The sequence below is a fragment of the Dyadobacter fanqingshengii genome (assembly GCF_023822005.2).
In the GTDB taxonomy this organism is placed as follows: domain Bacteria; phylum Bacteroidota; class Bacteroidia; order Cytophagales; family Spirosomataceae; genus Dyadobacter; species Dyadobacter fanqingshengii.
Genome location: NZ_CP098806.1, coordinates 5,807,792 through 5,824,891, shown reverse-complemented (window position 1 = coordinate 5,824,891; position 17,100 = coordinate 5,807,792). Strand labels below are relative to the sequence as shown.

The 17,100-nt window shown below is 44.5% G+C and carries 16 protein-coding genes; 9 read left to right on the top strand and 7 right to left on the bottom strand.

Annotation, left to right across the window (positions count from 1 at the left end):
* Nucleotides 1–13: 13 nt before the first annotated feature.
* The 7 genes from NFI81_RS24460 to NFI81_RS24430 form a co-directional block, all read right to left on the bottom strand.
* Nucleotides 14–1,876 (bottom strand): carbamoyltransferase family protein, encoded by a 1,863-nt coding sequence (locus NFI81_RS24460; RefSeq protein ID WP_234616112.1) that lies wholly within the window; start codon nt 1,874–1,876, stop codon nt 14–16.
* A 225-nt stretch (nt 1,877–2,101) separates the two neighbouring features.
* Complete coding sequence (locus tag NFI81_RS24455; RefSeq protein ID WP_234616111.1) at nt 2,102–3,139, bottom strand: hypothetical protein; 1,038 nt, start codon at nt 3,137–3,139, stop codon at nt 2,102–2,104.
* A 96-nt stretch (nt 3,140–3,235) separates the two neighbouring features.
* Entirely contained in the window at nt 3,236–4,273 is a 1,038-nt protein-coding gene (locus NFI81_RS24450) for a hypothetical protein (RefSeq protein ID WP_234616110.1), read from the bottom strand.
* A gap of 100 nt (nt 4,274–4,373) precedes the next feature.
* A complete protein-coding gene (locus NFI81_RS24445; protein ID WP_234616109.1) occupies nt 4,374–4,760 on the bottom strand; it encodes an acyl-CoA thioesterase in 387 nt (128 codons plus the stop codon).
* Nucleotides 4,761–4,835: 75 nt separating this feature from the next.
* Nucleotides 4,836–7,157, bottom strand: coding sequence for a 5-methyltetrahydropteroyltriglutamate--homocysteine S-methyltransferase (gene metE, locus NFI81_RS24440; protein WP_234616108.1), 2,322 nt, complete (start codon nt 7,155–7,157; stop codon nt 4,836–4,838).
* 310 nt (nt 7,158–7,467) lie between these two features.
* A complete protein-coding gene (locus tag NFI81_RS24435; protein WP_234616107.1) occupies nt 7,468–8,592 on the bottom strand; it encodes an acyltransferase family protein in 1,125 nt (374 codons plus the stop codon).
* Nucleotides 8,593–8,691: 99 nt separating this feature from the next.
* Nucleotides 8,692–9,426, bottom strand: a complete 735-nt coding sequence (locus NFI81_RS24430) for a glucosamine-6-phosphate deaminase (protein ID WP_234616106.1) — start codon at nt 9,424–9,426, stop codon at nt 8,692–8,694.
* A 146-nt stretch (nt 9,427–9,572) separates the two neighbouring features.
* Here NFI81_RS24430 and fumC point away from each other — a divergent pair, with 146 nt between their 5' ends.
* The 9 genes from fumC to NFI81_RS24385 all read left to right on the top strand — a co-directional run bounded on the left by fumC (nt 9,573) and on the right by NFI81_RS24385 (nt 17,052).
* Complete coding sequence (fumC, locus tag NFI81_RS24425; RefSeq protein ID WP_234616105.1) at nt 9,573–10,973, top strand: class II fumarate hydratase; 1,401 nt, start codon at nt 9,573–9,575, stop codon at nt 10,971–10,973.
* A gap of 22 nt (nt 10,974–10,995) precedes the next feature.
* Nucleotides 10,996–11,559, top strand: a complete 564-nt coding sequence (locus NFI81_RS24420; RefSeq protein WP_234616104.1) for a HEAT-like fold family protein — start codon at nt 10,996–10,998, stop codon at nt 11,557–11,559.
* A gap of 65 nt (nt 11,560–11,624) precedes the next feature.
* Entirely contained in the window at nt 11,625–12,566 is a 942-nt protein-coding gene (locus tag NFI81_RS24415; protein ID WP_234616103.1) for a D-2-hydroxyacid dehydrogenase, read from the top strand.
* 23 nt (nt 12,567–12,589) lie between these two features.
* The gene (galK, locus tag NFI81_RS24410) at nt 12,590–13,768 is read left to right on the top strand and encodes a galactokinase (RefSeq protein WP_234616102.1); all 1,179 of its coding nucleotides are present in this window, start codon (nt 12,590–12,592) and stop codon (nt 13,766–13,768) included.
* Nucleotides 13,769–13,808: 40 nt separating this feature from the next.
* Nucleotides 13,809–14,948: an aldose epimerase family protein gene (locus NFI81_RS24405; RefSeq protein ID WP_234616101.1), complete on the top strand. Its 1,140-nt coding sequence runs from the start codon at nt 13,809–13,811 to the stop codon at nt 14,946–14,948.
* Between the two features lie 121 nt (nt 14,949–15,069).
* Entirely contained in the window at nt 15,070–15,372 is a 303-nt protein-coding gene (locus tag NFI81_RS24400; protein ID WP_234616100.1) for a DUF4160 domain-containing protein, read from the top strand.
* Nucleotides 15,369–15,626, top strand: coding sequence for a DUF2442 domain-containing protein (locus tag NFI81_RS24395; protein WP_234616099.1), 258 nt, complete (start codon nt 15,369–15,371; stop codon nt 15,624–15,626). The genes NFI81_RS24400 and NFI81_RS24395 overlap by 4 nt, the downstream gene beginning before the upstream one ends.
* A 24-nt stretch (nt 15,627–15,650) precedes the next feature.
* Complete coding sequence (locus NFI81_RS24390) at nt 15,651–16,274, top strand: hypothetical protein (RefSeq protein ID WP_234616098.1); 624 nt, start codon at nt 15,651–15,653, stop codon at nt 16,272–16,274.
* 148 nt (nt 16,275–16,422) lie between these two features.
* Nucleotides 16,423–17,052, top strand: coding sequence for a PspC domain-containing protein (locus NFI81_RS24385; RefSeq protein WP_234616097.1), 630 nt, complete (start codon nt 16,423–16,425; stop codon nt 17,050–17,052).
* Nucleotides 17,053–17,100: the final 48 nt, after the last annotated feature.

Here is a 17,100-nt window from a genome sequence, read left to right as displayed (position 1 = left end):
ATATTCGGGGCTATTAATCAAGAACGAATTCTTCTTTCCAGTTATCTTTTTCGAGCCATTCGGGCTGTTGTTTTTTGTCAAAAATGAAATTACCAACAACGAGATAATCCATTTCCGTGCGCATAAAACAGCGGTAGGCGTCATTGGGCGTGCAAACGATCGGTTCGCCGCGCACATTGAAACTTGTGTTTACAATGACCGCATAACCCGTAAGTGCCTTAAACGAATCGATCAGCTCGTAATAACGTGGATTGGTTTCCTTGTGGACTGTCTGGATACGCGCCGAATAGTCAATGTGCGTAATAGAAGGAAGGTCTGACCGTTCGAAATAAAGTTTTTCACGCAGGTCCATTGCGCCGTAATTGGCGGGAACAGGCTTGCGTCTTCCTTCTGCGACCGGGTGAACCAGCAACATATAAGGTGAAATCCCATCATAATCGAAATATTCTGCGCAATCCTCAGCCAAAACCGAAGGGGCAAACGGCCGGAACGACTCGCGATATTTGATTTTCAGGTTCAGTTTTTTCTGCATTTCAGCATTTCTCGGATCGCCTAAAATGCTTCTTCCACCCAATGCACGCGGTCCAAATTCCATCCTCCCCTGAATCCAGCCCACAACATTTCCCTCGGAAAGCAATTTCGCTGCATCACCAGCCAGCTCTTTGAAATTATCGTAATGCGTGTAAACCGCTTTGTATTTTTTGGCAGTTAATGCCACGTCCAGGTCAGAGAATGTAGGCCCCAGATAAGATCCGCGCATGGCATCTGCCTTCCAGGTGATCTTTCTTTCCTGACCGAAGAAAATATGATACGCAGCTTGTGCCGCTCCTAATGCACCACCGGCGTCACCGGCAGCCGGCTGTATGAAAATATCTTTGAATATATTGGCTTTCTGCAACTTACCATTAGACACGCAGTTCAATGCAACGCCGCCGGCCATACACAAATAATCTGCGCCGGTAAGCCTTTTTGCTTCTTTGGCCATCCGGATCACTGCTTCCTCTGTAATATTCTGAATGGCAAGTCCAAGGTTGCAATGTATGGGTTCAAGGGCATCTTCGGGCTTTCTTGTTTTGAAGCCGAAAAGCGCTTCCCATTTATCTTCGTTAACCATTTTGAGGCCCGTAGCATAATCAAAATAGTCTTGGTTCAGCCATACGGAGCCATCTTCTTTCAATTCAATAAGGTCTTTGAGAATAATCTCCTCGTATTTTTTGATATCAGGAGAAGTCGGGTTGCCATAAGGCGCCAAACCCATCAATTTATACTCCCCGGAATTAACCCGGAAGCCAAGGAAATAAGTGAATGCAGAATAAAGAAGTCCTAATGAATGCGGGAAACGCAGCTCTTTTAAAATGCTGATATCCTTTCCTTCTCCCAAACAAATGGAAGCCGTTGCCCATTCACCTACGCCATCAATGGTAAGAATGGCAGATTTTTCATAGGGTGAAGGATAATATGCACTGGCTGCGTGGGACAGGTGATGTTCCGGAAAAAGCAACTTTACCTTTTTCTTTTTGTCATAACCCAATTTCACCAGCTCTTCATTGATCAGACGTTTTAAAAACATCTTTTCCTTGATCCAGACTGGCATCGCAGTTAAAAATGACCTCACTCCTTTTGGCGCGAAGGCATAATAGGTTTCAAGAAGTCGTTCGAATTTCAGAAGCGGTTTGTCGTAAAAAACAATCGCGTCCAGTTCATTCAGGGTCAATCCGCCGTATTCCAGGCAAAATCTAATTGCTTCAGAAGGGAAACCCGGATCGTGTTTTTTTCGGGTAAAGCGCTCTTCCTGCGCTGCTGCAACAATTTCTCCATTATCAATAAGGGCTGCTGCCGAGTCATGATAGAAAGCTGAAATACCTAGAATTTTCATTTACCTATTTAATAATTTACCACTACGAACGCTTCCGGAGACATTTAAACCAGATGGCAATAGTGTGTTTTCCTGAACAAAATCTCTTATATTTTTGACTATCAATATCTTACAGAAAATCAATTGCACTATACCCTTAAATTGACGACAAAGCTAGCAAAAGTTGACACAAGTTCGGTATTATACATATTTACAAAAAAAGAACAATCCAACGGTCTGACGATTTTATCGGATAAGCTTATTGGATACAACGAAGCTTGAAAGCGCTTTGGCAAAACGCTGGGCACCCGGCTCACTGAGATGGCATACGTCACAAAACATGGCCGAATCCTTTGGCATGGCGGTCGACATGTCAAAAAAATAGGTTTTCTGATCATGATAGACCTTTTCCAGCATTTGATTATGCACCCCAATCCCCTTCACAACATGCTCGGGCTTTCCCCACGTTGTTACGGGTGACACGATATAGCACGGCGTGAAATACTTTTTATCAACCGGTTCGCCTGTAAGCGTGACACCTTTTGGAAAATAGGAGGCATACTTAACCAATAATAACCGGTCGTGCTTCTTGTTGGCCAGGCTTGCAATGGCATTGATGTTATCATGATAAGGTCCGGCAGTTTTAATATCCTTCCCGTATACAGCATAGTTCGGGTCTACTTGTTCGTTGCTGATATAGTTCCGGTGCGCCAATTTGTCCTTCAAGCTTTTGAATAAGTAATGCACCGCATAAGGCATAACAGTAACATTCATTTCGGGATGTTTAAGCAATAGGTTTATCTCGTCATACCATTTAATATGGCTGTAATCTGGATAAAACAAGTCCGAAGAGATGTTATTCGCGCGGTTCTCATTAATCGCTTCGTAATAGATTACCAGGTCATAATGCTGGTTTTTCAACAGGTTGTATTTGACCAAATTATCCCGCGAGTTATGACCGGGCATGGCAACATTAAAAAAATTGAATTTCTTAACATCAGGATACGCTTTTTGAAACAATGTGTCGAGCCGCAACTCCAACCTGGACCAATGCGTGTTCACCACCGATCCGCCCAGAATGAGAATGTTGCGCGTATCACCTCCCCGTTCGACCACAGCCTGTTCCATAGGTTCGATAAACGGGTAATATTTCTTTTCCAGATAGCGTGCAGGAAGGAAAAAAGGATAGCCAAAAAGGCAAAGTGCAACTCTGAAAACGAGTTCCGAGAACAAAAGAAATAGCGCTGCTAATGTTAACGAAAGATATACTTTTCGGGAAGACATTCGAAAATATTATGACTATACGAACGGTATAATTATAAAATATCTTTGAATAAAGAAATAAAATTTCCTCAATGTCTTCTATCATCAACTAAAAAGTTATTCTACGAGCTTGGAATCCACAATATACGTTGCCAATTTTTTTGAAAAATTTTGAGCTCCCGGCTCACTCACATGGCAAACATCGCAAAAGAAACGTCCATCCTGCGGCATGTTTTCGGCCATATCGAAGAAATGGGTCTTACTCTTTATTGCCAGCTCCCTCAGAATTTGGTTATGTATGTAAATGCCTTTTTTTACATACTCCGCCTCACCCCAAATCGTAACCGGGGAGGCATAATGGCAGCCCGCAAAATAATCCATATCCTTCTGTTCGCCGGTCAGCTTCACACCTTTTGGAAAAAAGGAAGCATAACTGAGCAAAAGCAATTCATCCCCTCGCTTCCTGGACAGGTCAATGATGTTTTTCAGATTTTTTCGGTAAGAAGAACCGGTTTTAATGTTTGCGCCAAACTTCGCAAACCCGGGATCCACCTGCTCCTGGCGCGCATATATTTTTTTGGACATTTTATCCTCTATTCCCTTCATTACCAGATCGCAGACGTACGGAATAACGGTAAAATTGATTTCCGGATGGGATTGCAGAAGATAAATGTCGCAATACCATTTAATGTGCGTATAATCTGACCGAAAATCGACGTCAGGAATGCAATTAGCACGGTTTTCATTGATTGCCTCGTAATAAATGACGAGATCGAACCGCTTGTCTTCCAGCAATTTGTATTTAATCAGATTATCCAGGGAAGTGTGCCCGGCTGCGGCTGTGTTGTAAAAAGCAAATTTCTTCTTGTTGCCGTATTTCTTCCGCAGGATCGTGTCCAGCCGGACTTCCATATTGGACCACGGCGTGCTGATCACCGAGCCTCCCAGAATGAGGACATCCTGAACGGCATCATCATTCCGAATGTCCTTTCCCATCATTTCTTTAATCGTCGGATAGAACCCGGAGCACATATAATTGCCTGGTTTCAAAAACGGATAGCCATAAAAACACAATGCTATCCTGAGGACTATCTCAGTGACAACAATGAGCAGAACAAAGAGAATTACTGAAAAGAGGAACGAACGCCAAGCCATTCTGACAAAGTGACGATACGGAAATTTTGGTTAAACAGGAACAATTTCCCTTTAACTGTATCGACCTTGCCATATACGTGCAGAATTTAATTTTGGATTGCTATACAATAATTTTTGTCGGCTTGTGCTGCTCATCCAGCGCAACAAACGTAAAGATGCCCGTTACGGCTTTTTCACGGCCTTCTTCGTACATTTTTTCAACAAAAATATCTACCCGCACCTTCATACTCGTGTTCCCAACCGTTTCAACGCGACCTACAAGTTCGATAATGGTTCCGGCTGGGATAGGATGCGTGAAATCGATGCGGTCGGATGAGACTGTGACACATCGTAATCTGGAAAAACGGGTGGCTGCGATGAATGCAACCTCGTCCATCATGGATAATGCAGTTCCGCCAAAAAGGGTGTCGTAATGATTGGTATTATTGGGAAACACCGTTTTAAAAACGCGTGCTTCGGAGGCGAGGATCTTTTCTTCTAATGTCAAAATCGTGAGTTATTTATTTTAGCAAATGTAAAAAAGAGTCAGGAATTGTAGCTCCTGACTCTCACTAACCCGGACTTAATACAATGCCGGAACAGATTCCCGAAGGATATTGGCAGCGGTGATCATATTTTGCAACGCAGCTTCGGTCTCCGGCCATTTACGGGTTTTCAACCCGCAATCGGGATTAACCCAAAGATTTCTGGCTGGAATTACTTTCAATGCTTTTTCCAGCAGAACGATCATCTCATCAACCGTAGGCACCCTGGGCGAGTGAATGTCGTAAACACCCGGCCCGATTTCATTGGGATAATTGAAATGAGCAAAAGCATCCAAAAGCTCCATTTGCGAGCGCGATGTTTCGATCGTGATCACGTCCGCGTCCATGGCTGCAATAGAGCCGATAATGTCGTTAAACTCGGAATAGCACATGTGCGTATGGATTTGCGTCTGGTCCGCAACGCCGGCTGCGCTCAACCGGAAAGCGTCGACAGCCCATTTGAGGTAATTTTTCCAGGCAGATTTCCGCAATGGCAAACCTTCCCGAATGGCCGGCTCGTCAATCTGGATGACCTTAATGCCCGCTTTTTCAAGCTCAACCACTTCATCCCGGATCGCAAGCCCGATCTGGAACACTGTGTCTTTTCTAGGCTGGTCATCCCGCACAAATGACCATTGCAAAATGGTTACCGGGCCTGTTAGCATGCCTTTTACCAGTTTATCAGAGTTAGCCTGCGCGAATGCCGACCACTTCACGGTCATCGCTTCGGGACGTTCCACATCGCCGAAAATGACCGGCGGTTTGACACAGCGACTGCCATAACTCTGCACCCAGCCATTTTGCGTAAATACAAATCCCGACAAACGTTCGCCAAAATATTCCACCATATCATTCCGCTCAAACTCGCCGTGTACCAGCACATCAATGCCCAGTTTTTCCTGCCAGCGTAATGAGTTTACGATCTCTTTCTTGATCCTGGTTTCATAATCTTCAATGCTTAATGTGCCTTTTTTCAAATTCGCCCGCAACTGGCGCACATCATCCGTTTGCGGAAATGAGCCGATTGTTGTTGAAGGGAATAACGGGAGTTTTAATTTTTCAAGCTGAATGGCCTGACGGATCGGAAATGCATTTTGTCGTTCAAAATCACTTTCCTTCACATTTTGAACACGCGCCTTAGCTGCTGATTTGTGAATAAGTGGTGAATTTCTCCTGTTTTCAACGGCCTGCTGATTGGCGATAAAAGCCTGGTCGTCATTCCAGTTTATCGTTGCCAACCGTTTCAATGTTACCACTTCCTGCAATTTTTGCTTTGCAAAAGCCATCCAGTTCTTAATTTCCGGCGTTAGCACAGCCTCATTTTTTTCCAGTTCCAAATCGTGGGGACTATGCAGCAACGAAGACGAAGGCGCAATCATAACCCGATTTTCTCCCAGAACCTCAACCGCATTTTTGATAAATCCCAGTGACTTTTTGAAATCATTTTTCCAAATATTTCTGCCATCTACAACGCCTAGGGACAGTTTTTTGGTTGAATTTACAAAATCTTGATCAGCCAAAATTTGCGGCAATGTTTCAACACCACGTGTAAGGTCAATATGCAATGCGTCAATGTTCAGACTCGTGGCTGTGGCCAAATTATCTTCCAATGCGCCGAAATAGGAAGTTACCAGCACTTTTAGCTTTGGTAACGCTTCACGGATCTGTGCATACGCGCTTCGCAATGCTAATTTATCTTTATCCGAAAGATCCAGAACCAGCGCAGGTTCGTCCAGCTGCACCCATTCGGCCCCGCGGGAGGCAAGTTCTTTTAATATGGATATATATATGGGCAAGAGGTTATCCAGCAGATCAATCCTTTCAAAACCGGCCTCTTTTTCTTTACCTAACAACAGATAAGTAACAGGCCCAACCAGAACGGGCTTGGTCAAAATCCCTTTATGCAGCGCATCTTCAAATTCAAGAATGATCTTATCGGAATAGCGGCTGAATTTTTGGTTTTTGGTAAATTCCGGCACAAGGTAATGATAGTTTGTATCAAACCATTTGGTCATTTCCATGGCCTTAATGTCCAGACCGTCACGCTGCACACCGCGCGCCATGGCATAATAAAGATCCAGCTCGCGGTTAGACTTGCCATCGATCAGCTGGTGATAGCGTTCAGGAATGGCTCCCGCCATGAGCGACGTGTCTAAAACGTGATCATACAAGGAAAAGTCATTGGAAGGGATCAGGTCGAGGCCTGCATTCTTTTGCGTTTCCCAGTTTTGGTGACGGATTTTGCGGGCCGTTTTTTGAAGCTCTTCCCTGTCGATTTTTCTAGCCCAGAATTGCTCGCTGGCTTTTTTGAGTTCGCGGTGGCTTCCCACGCGTGGGTAACCAAGATTGTGTGATAACATTACCATTTGTGTTTAAGAGTTAGTAAAACCCTGTGAAACACCCCTCATGCGGCGTTTACCCGTGATTACGCACGGTTTAATTTTAATTTCAGCTTGTTGAATGAGGGGTCCAACAGCGAAAAATAACTACCCAGACTGATGGGTGTTCACAAAGAACATGGTAAAATTAAAATGAAAAGTTGCCGATCGCCATTGAGGCAACGATTTAAGTGAAAGCGGTTACAATTAGCAATCGGGCAGGATAAAATATCTGTTTTGGCCTGCATTCCTTTTGCGCAAAAGTAAAGTTTATTGCCCCAAAAATCCGGGGTTAATGTCTGTTCAACCGCATCCGCACTGTTCGGAGATTAATGTATTTTTTGAGTCCATTGATCGGCGACTCAAAAAAGAACCAGGAAAGTGAAGCAACTGTAATCACCAGCGCAAGGCTTAATGTCTTTCCTACGGCATCGGTTAATATGATCTCAACTTTAAAAATCCGATGTACAATTTTGAGAATGAGCGGCAGCAGAATAGATGGCACGACCATGTGATAAATGTAAAGCCCGTAACTGATCTTGCCAATGTATCGCAATGCCGAATTATCCAGGATCTTGCCAAAAACGGATTTGAAGCCTTTCCTGTAACTGGCGTGCGCGACAAAAAACAGGCAAAACACGGCCATGGAAGTGCGGAAAAACAATGTTAACAACACAGAATCAACCTGCGTAAAGCAGAAGAACAGGAAAAATGCTAGCCCTCCGGCGGCAAAGATCTTCAAGTTTCTCAGGAAAATTTCGGGAGATTCATGGTAAATCATTACAAAAGCCCACAAAGCGCCTAGCCCGAACGCATCCAGGCATGTTGGCATCAAAACGCCCAAATTATGTCCAAAAAAGGAAAGCACAAGCCGACTGATAATCCCAAGCAGGATCGTTCCGGCAATAACTTTTTCCATGTAACGCAACGGAACGCTCAGGATCACCAGTGGCCAGAAAATATAGAACTGCTCCTCAACCGCCAGCGACCATAATGTGGATAAAAGGTCTGACCAGTTTGTGGTTTTTTCCAAAAGAAAATTGGAAATATAAAGAATGTAATGTGCCGGATAGATGTAAAAGTCCGTATTAATGTCTGGAATAAAAGGGATAGATTTAGCCTGCCAGATAATGAAAAGCAGAAAGTAATACAACGGGAAAATCCGCAAAACCCGTCGCAACAGAAAGTGCTTATAGATTTGTGCAATGCCTGTTTCGTGAACCGCGGCCCTGCTCAACAGCAGGATCCGCGTGATCAGAAATCCGCTCAGGACAAAAAAAAGCGTTACTCCCAGCGGTCCGTTCGCCAGCACATTAATTCCCTGACCTTCGGGAAACCAATGAAAAAGAATGACCAAAATGATCGCTATCGCGCGCAGGCCATCCAATTGAGAGAAATATTCCGGTTGTCTTTGCATTTATTCATATGGATTAGGCCGCTATAAATAAAAATCACATCCCACTTAAACGAAATTCTCTGCACTTGGCTGATTATCAGCAACTCTTTATTACGCATTTTAATATTCTATCAACTTCGCCGCCTCAGCATCCAGCAGCAGTTCTGCGTTCATGTGGTTTTGCAAAGCCGTCGCGGGGAACGCTGGTGTGACAGGAAATGCCAGTGCACGCTGAATAACCGCCGCTTTTGCACTTCCCGACGCCATCAGGATTGCCGTTTTTGCTTCCATAATGTGCCGGATCCCAACCGTAATCCCCTGATTAATAACTGTTAGTTGCTTAAAATATTTTTGTCCGACCTCTTTAGTTACGTTTTCCAGCTCTGAAACATGCGCATAACTGTCCCAGGGCGTTCCCGGCTCATTAAGAGCAAGATGACCGTTCATGCCCACGCCGAGGATGATCAGATCCAGGCCGCCGAGACTTGCCACAACCTTATTAACACGCGCACATTCCTCCTCCGGATCAATCGCTTTTCCATCAAAAAACACGATCTGATCTTCGCGTAAACCGATTGGTTTGAGAAAATCCTTGTTCAGTAAATTTCTGCATCCCCCATCGTCCTCCGCTCCGAAACCGATCCATTCATCGAGGCCGATAAAAACGCATTGGGAAAAATCTGTCATGCCTTTTTGGTTTGCAGTTACCAAAATTTCAAACATGCCAAGAGGTGTGCTGCCGGACGGCAGACAAATAACCGCGGTGGGTTTTTTGGAAAGTAGAGCCATTACACGCTCGGCCGCGGCAAGGCTCATTGTTTCATAATCCTGGTAAACGTTGAGTTTTGGTTTCATAATTTAAATAAAAAGTGATTTGAAAATTCATGATTCATACATTCTTTTTGCCTAATAAACATTTATCCTTGAAAAACACCAAAAACTGAAAGTCCAATCCTAACTTTACCGCATAATCCCGATTGTTCATTCTCACTAATAAAAAAATGGAATACCGTATAGAAAAAGATACCATGGGTGAAGTGCAAGTGCCGGCTCATGTATACTGGGGCGCACAAACGCAACGCTCGATCCAGAATTTCCCTATTGCCCAGGATATCAATAAAATGCCTAAGGAAATCATCAAGGCATTTGCATATTTGAAAAAGGCCGCTGCTATTACCAACCACGAAGTCGGCATTCTTGCGAAAGAAAAAAGCGACCTGATCGGTCAGGTTTGTGATGAAATTTTGACCGAACAACTCGACGACCAGTTTCCGCTTGTTGTATGGCAAACCGGCTCGGGAACGCAGTCCAATATGAACTGTAATGAGGTGATCGCTTATCGGGGTCATGTATTGCAAGGCGGCGAGCTGGCTGATAAATCAAAATTCCTTCATCCCAACGATGATGTGAACAAGTCACAGTCTTCTAACGACACATATCCGACGGCCATGCACATTGCCGCTTATAAAATTCTCGTAGATGTGACCATTCCGGGCATTATCAAGCTCAGGGATACATTAAAGGCCAAATCAGAGGCTTTCAGAAGTGTGGTTAAGATCGGTCGTACGCACTTCATGGATGCGACCCCACTGACATTAGGGCAGGAATTCTCGGGTTATGCTTCTCAATTGGATCACGGTTTACGCGCGATCTACAACACACTGGCGCACCTTTCAGAACTTGCATTGGGCGGAACGGCTGTTGGAACGGGTATTAACACACCTGAGGGTTATTCCGAAAACGTTGCACGCCACATTGCCGCGTTAACCGGACTGCCATTTATCACTGCCGAAAATAAATTTGAAGCATTAGCAGCACACGACGCGATCGTGGAAGCGCACGGCGCACTGAAAACGGTTGCTGTGAGCCTGATGAAAATTGGTAACGACATTCGCATGTTGTCGTCAGGCCCACGTTCGGGGATTGGCGAAATTCATATCCCTGACAATGAGCCCGGAAGCTCTATCATGCCGGGGAAAGTAAACCCTACGCAATGCGAGGCGATGACAATGGTTGCGGCGCAGGTGATGGGCAATGATGTGGCAATCGGGATTGGCGGTTCCAACGGACATTTTGAATTGAATGTTTTTAAGCCGCTTATGGCTTACAACTTCCTGCATTCGGCGCGTCTGATCGGCGATGTCTGCGTTTCCTTTAATGATAATTGCGCGGTGGGCATCGAACCTTTGCACGAGAACATTAAAAAGCACGTAAATAACTCGCTGATGTTGGTTACCGCTTTAAATACGAAAATTGGTTATTACAAAGCAGCGGAAATTGCGCAAACTGCCCATAAAAACGGCTCGACGCTAAAAGAAACCGCTGTTGCGCTGGGTTACCTGACGCCGGATGAGTTTGACGCGTGGGTAAAACCGGAAGAAATGGTTGGCGATAACAAATAGTTTGAGACAAACATTTAAATAAATGCTCTGCCGGACCGGTGGAGCATTTATTTTGATTATTACCACGCTCATGAACATTCGCAGCACATTAATGGCAGATCCGATGCAATCCAAAAGGCGTGCAGCCGAAGTAGCCGCATATGCTTGCCTGGACAGCGCGTATTTTGCCGAATTGATGGACTGCTTTCTTTCCGACGATTACAGGCTGGCCCAGCGCGCTGCTTACAGCGTCAGCATGGCAGGCAGGGAGCGACCGGACCTGATGGAGCCGCACATTGGTTCATTGGTTGATCAGCTCGAAAGAAAAGATATTCATGATGCCGTTATCCGCAACAGTGTCCGGATTTTACAGGAGGCTGAAATTCCGGAAGAACTGCACGGCAGGTTAATGGATGTGTGTTTTGAATTTATCCAAAACCGTCAAGTTGCTATCGCAATCAGGGCATTTTCCCTGACTATCCTTTACAACTTTTCACGCATTTATCCGGACATAAAAAAGGAACTGCGTATCATCATTGAAGAAGCATTGGAATATGAAAAACCCGCTTTTGTTGCGCGGGGAAAGAAAATCCTTAAGAAGATTTAAAAAGGCAAAAGCATCTTAACACAGGTAAAACTCTTTACTTTACTTCTTTAAAACTAAAACAGCAAATGACCATATACTGTTATTCCCTGCTGGATGAATCGCTGAGAAATAACCTCAGTGAAGCACTGCAGCCCCATCATAACCTTCAATTTCGTACCGAGACGACGACTGTGGACGAAAGCCTGGCAGCCTTTAAAACAGCAGATTATATTCTTGGGAACCCGCCGGTTGAATGGTTTTCCAATGCTTCCGATAATTTGAAATTCTGGCAGCTGGATTCGGCTGGATTTGACCAATATGCATCTGTAACCATTAATGAAAGTGTGAAAGTGGCCAATATGGGTGATTGGTTTGCGCGTCCCTGTGCCGAGTCCATCGTGGGCGGCGTCCTTGCACTATACCGCGGACTGGACACACTGACATTGCTCAAACAAAAATCAGAATGGATCGGAGCAAAGCTTAGGGCGGAGCTGAAAATCCTTTATAAGCAGAATGTGGTCATTTTGGGGGCAGGGACAATCGGTTTGGCTGTCAATGCGATTTTGAAAGGATTTGGCTGCACCACGCATTTAATGGCCCGTACTTCTCGCGAGGCCGACCTGCATAGCAAAGAAGAACTTTTCACTGAACTGCCTTTTGCAGACCTGGTGATCAACACGCTTCCCGGAACTGCGCAGCATTTTGTTGATCAGACATTCTTTTCCAAAATGAAAGAACGCAGCGTGTACGCAAGCGTAGGCAGAGGCAGCACAACGGACGAAGATGCACTTATCGACGTGCTTCAATCCGGATACCTGGATGGCGCTGTTTTAGATGTGACCGAAATTGAGCCTTTGCCGGAAAGCAGCCCGCTTTGGATTATGGAAAATGTGATCCTTACGCAACACACGGGCGGTGGGCACAGTAACGAGCATATGGGAAAAGTGGATTTATTCCTTAATAACATTTTTGCAATGGAGAATGGAGGAAATATTGTCAATGAAGTGGACCTGCGCAAAGGTTATTAAGCCATCATCAGATCAGAAGATTAATGCAACAATCAGATATAGTAGAAAAAATAAAGGAAAAGTATTTCCAAAAGTTTGGTGAAACCTCAAATCCTGAACAAGTAAGGACTTTTCGTTCGCCCGGAAGAATTAACCTGATCGGCGAGCATACAGACTATAATAATGGTTTTGTGCTTCCAGCCAGTGTGGATAAAGCAGTGTATTTTGTGATTGAGCCAAGAGAAGACGATCAGGTCATTTTACACGCAGCCGATCTGGATGAAACTTATTCATTTTCTATTGAAGATCTTTCCAAACCAGCGCAATCCTGGCCGCATTATCAGTTGGGGATTATTGAGCAGATCTATAAAAAAGGACTTAAAATAGGCGGTTTCCAGACCACCTTTGGCGGAGATGTGCCGGTAGGCGCAGGGCTATCATCCTCAGCGGCATTAGAATGCTGCCTTTTATTTGCATTGAATGAATTGTATGAGCTGGGTCTTGACCGGTTCAGCATTGTAAAAATGTCTCAAAAGGCCGAAAACGAATATGTTGGCGTGCAATGCGGCATTATGGACCAGTTTGCTTCGGCATTCGGTAAAGAAGAATCCGTGATCCGGCTCGATTGCCGCTCATTGGAATACGAATATTTCCCGTTTCCGATGCAGGACTATCTTTTGGTGCTTTGTGACACGAGCGTCAAACATTCCCTGGCCAGCTCGGAATACAACACACGCCGCCTTGAATGCGAAAAAGGCACTGCAATCCTGCAAAAATATTATCCGGAAGTGCATAGTCTTAGAGACGCGACTCCGGCATTGGTTGAAACACATAAGGATGAACTGGGAGACATTGTGTACCGCAGATGCAAGTTCATCACAGAAGAAATTCAACGCGTTCAGGATGCTTGCGATTTGCTCGTAGAAGAAAATCTGGTAGATTTTGGCAAAAAAATGTACGCAACGCATCAGGGATTACAGCACGAATATGAAGTAAGCTGCCCGGAACTTGACTTTTTGGTAGACCAGACGATAGCGGATCCTTCCGTGTTGGGAGCCCGAATGATGGGTGGCGGATTTGGCGGTTGCACCATTAATCTCGTTAAAAAAGATGCAGTTGATGCTTTTGAACAAAAAATGAAAGCAGCTTACCAGGAAGAATATCAGATTGACCTGCCTTGCTATAAAGTAAAAATTACCACAGGCACGGAAGAGATTATTTGAATTTGCAAAACTATTCTAAGGCAAACCTTTAACCACTGACATGAAAAAGATATTCCTTTTACTCACCGCGCTGACCAGCTTTTACCTTTTCAGCTGCTCCAAATCAAACAAAGAAGAAATGATCAGTACGATTTCAAAAGAATCTTTCGGCAAACTTTCCGATGGCCAGGAAGCGGACCTTTACACGCTTACCAACGCAAAGGGAATGACGGTCAACATTACCAATTATGGCGGCATTATTACCAAATTGACTGCTCCGGATAAAAACGGCGAATTTGCTGATGTCGTGCTGGGTTTTGATTCGCTGGCTCCTTACCTGGCTGGTCATCCGTTTTTTGGCGCATTGGTTGGTCGCTATGGTAACCGGATTGCGAAAGGGAAGTTTAAGCTGAATGATAAGGAGTATAAACTGGCAATAAATAATGGCCCGAATGCCCTGCACGGTGGCATTAAGGGTTTTGATAAAGTGATCTGGAAGGCAACGGAGATCAATCAGGATTCGGTTGTGGGTCTTCAACTCGAATATGTTAGTAAGGATATGGAGGAAGGTTATCCGGGAACATTAACTGTAAAAGTGGTTTACACATTGGATAACAATAATGCATTGACCATCAATTATACGGCAACAACAGACAAAGCGACCGTTGTAAATCTTACGAACCACTCTTATTTCAACCTTACGGGTTTGAAAAGGGACATTCTTGATCATGAAATCCAAATTGAGTCTGACAGCATTGTGCCTGTTGACACGACGTTGATCCCGACCGGAAAGCTGCGTGCTGTTGAAGGGACGCCATTTGATTTCAGAAAGCCTACTAAAATTTCGGCAGGGATTAACAAAGTTGAAGACGAGCAGATCAAAAACGGCGGCGGCTACGACCATTGCTGGGTGCTGAAACGCTCAGAACCAGGCTTGGTTTTGTTCGCAACGGCAACAGATCCTGAAAGTGGTAGGAAATTAGAAGCTTTCACCACCGAACCCGCCGTTCAGTTCTACACCGGTAACTTCCTGGACGGAACATTAAAAGGCAAAAACGCCACTTACGTCAAAAGATTTGGCTTCTGCCTCGAAACAGAACATTACCCAGACTCCCCAAACCAACCTCAATTCCCAACCACGGTTTTGAACCCAGGGGATACGTATCAGACGACAACGAAATATCGGTTTTCGGCTAAGTAGTACTGCGCTCGGATTATTTTGAGAAGGACAATGACAACAAGATGCATAACCGCCTTGTAGTCATTGTCCTTATTTTTTAGAATCTTTTGAGTAATTTTGACTTACACACTATGCGATTTGTATGCCTAAAATCCTGGAATATTTCGGAATTGTTTTCTATTTCTATTCAAATGACCACTTGCCCATTCATGTGCATGTATCATATAACGAGTTTGAAACCGTATTTGAAATATTCTTCGAAGAAGGCAAGTTGAAGGAAGTCCGGTTGCGTGAAGTTTCAGGCGTTGAAGCTTTACCAGCTGTTCAATTTAAAGAGGCTAAAAAAGTAATTGAAGCTTACGCGGAAGTCATTGTGAATAGCTGGACAGATTTTTTTGTATTAAAAAAGAAGGTTTCAATTCTTAAAATAACGAAGAGGTTATGACCTTAGCCATTCATGTTATCGCTGCTGAGTATCTGTCTGAGTATAAAATTTTAGTCAAATTCAATGATAATAAACAGCAGGTTGTGGACTTTGGAGACTTTTTGCGAAATAATCCGCATCCGCAGCACGACAAATACTTGGATCATAAGAAGTTCCAGCAATTTAAGATTGAAAACGGAACGATAGTTTGGGGTGAAGATTGGGATATGATATTTCCCGTTGAACAGCTTCACGCCGGCCATATACATTCATGACATCGACGATTAACAATACCCACAATGCTTACCAGAACAGTAAAAATCAGCAATGTTACTAATTTGTCCGATGCGCGTTATTGTGCGGGGATGGGAGTTGAAATGCTTGGTTTTTCAATTGATGAAGATTCTCCCAATTATATTTCTCCAAAAAAATTCGAAGATATCTGCTCCTGGCTGGCAGGCGTGAACCTGATCGCCGAAACCGCACAAACGGACCCTGCGGCCATCATTCAGACATTAGCCAGTTATCCCGTACATTCCGTGCAAGTGGAAGCGCCCGGACTGTTGAACTATCTGAAAAGCGAACTGAACCTCCCGCTGATTCTCAGAATAAGCGTTGACCTTTACGAAGCCGATGAAATCAACTCCATACTAAGTCGTTACGAAGGAGAAGTGTCGCATTTCCTGCTGGAAAGTGACAATGAAGCAGAGCTTACGGAAAACTGGATGCAAGTCCTGGGAAACCTGGCTGGCGAATATCCAATCCTGATTGGCTTCGGACTTGATAATGAATACACTGTAAGCGCTCTAACAGAACTTTTCCCCAACATTGGCATTGCGTTACGCGGAAGCGAAGAAATCCGCCCGGGTTATAAAGATTTCGGCAGCATGATGGACATTCTTGAAGCTTTGGAAGAACAATAAGCCCTCAAAATCCCTCCCAAAAGTCAATAATTTGTAGTTCTCACTAAAAAGACCCGCTCAACACGCCCTCCCGCCGATAATAATTTTCCGATTTGCAGTATCTTGCATTACCTACTACCTTTGATTACAAATAAACGCTAAGCTAATCATGGAAAAGAAATTGCATCGCATACCTGACCAGGCAGTTTTTGGAGGAGTCGCATCCGGAATTGCTCAATACTTTCAAATTGATGTTGTTATAGTCCGCGTGCTGTTCGTTGTAATGTTGCTGCTGCCCATTCCGCCAACATTTGGAATGACTGCATTCATTTACATCATTCTTTGGGCGGTGTTGCCGACAGGGCCAGTCGAAACGATTTACACAACCAACACATCATTTGACTCAAACCCTCCACGGCCATTGGATCCGGTGTCGGATAAAAAGAAGTCGGACCAGACAGTGATGATCCTGGGCGGTGTGCTGATATTTTTCGGAGCGGTGATGCTTGTTGATGACTTCCCGCTTTGGTATCAATTCAAACAATATTTCTGGCCTATCGTGCTGATCGCGATTGGTGCGTTTCTGATCCTTCGCCAGAGAGATAAGGAATATCAAACCAATACAACTGTGTATCCGACAACCCCTCCGCCTCCGGTGGATCCGATCGCCCCGGAGCCTGAGCCGCAACCGTATACGCCATTTACACCTTCATCAACCACGACGACTACCCATTTCCCCGAAGATCCGGAGGCTAAAAAACCGGATGATGAGGACGATCAGGTGATCAAAGTGAATTGATATAAAGCGCATTAACCATCTCGGTTTCACATATTAAACAAACATAGC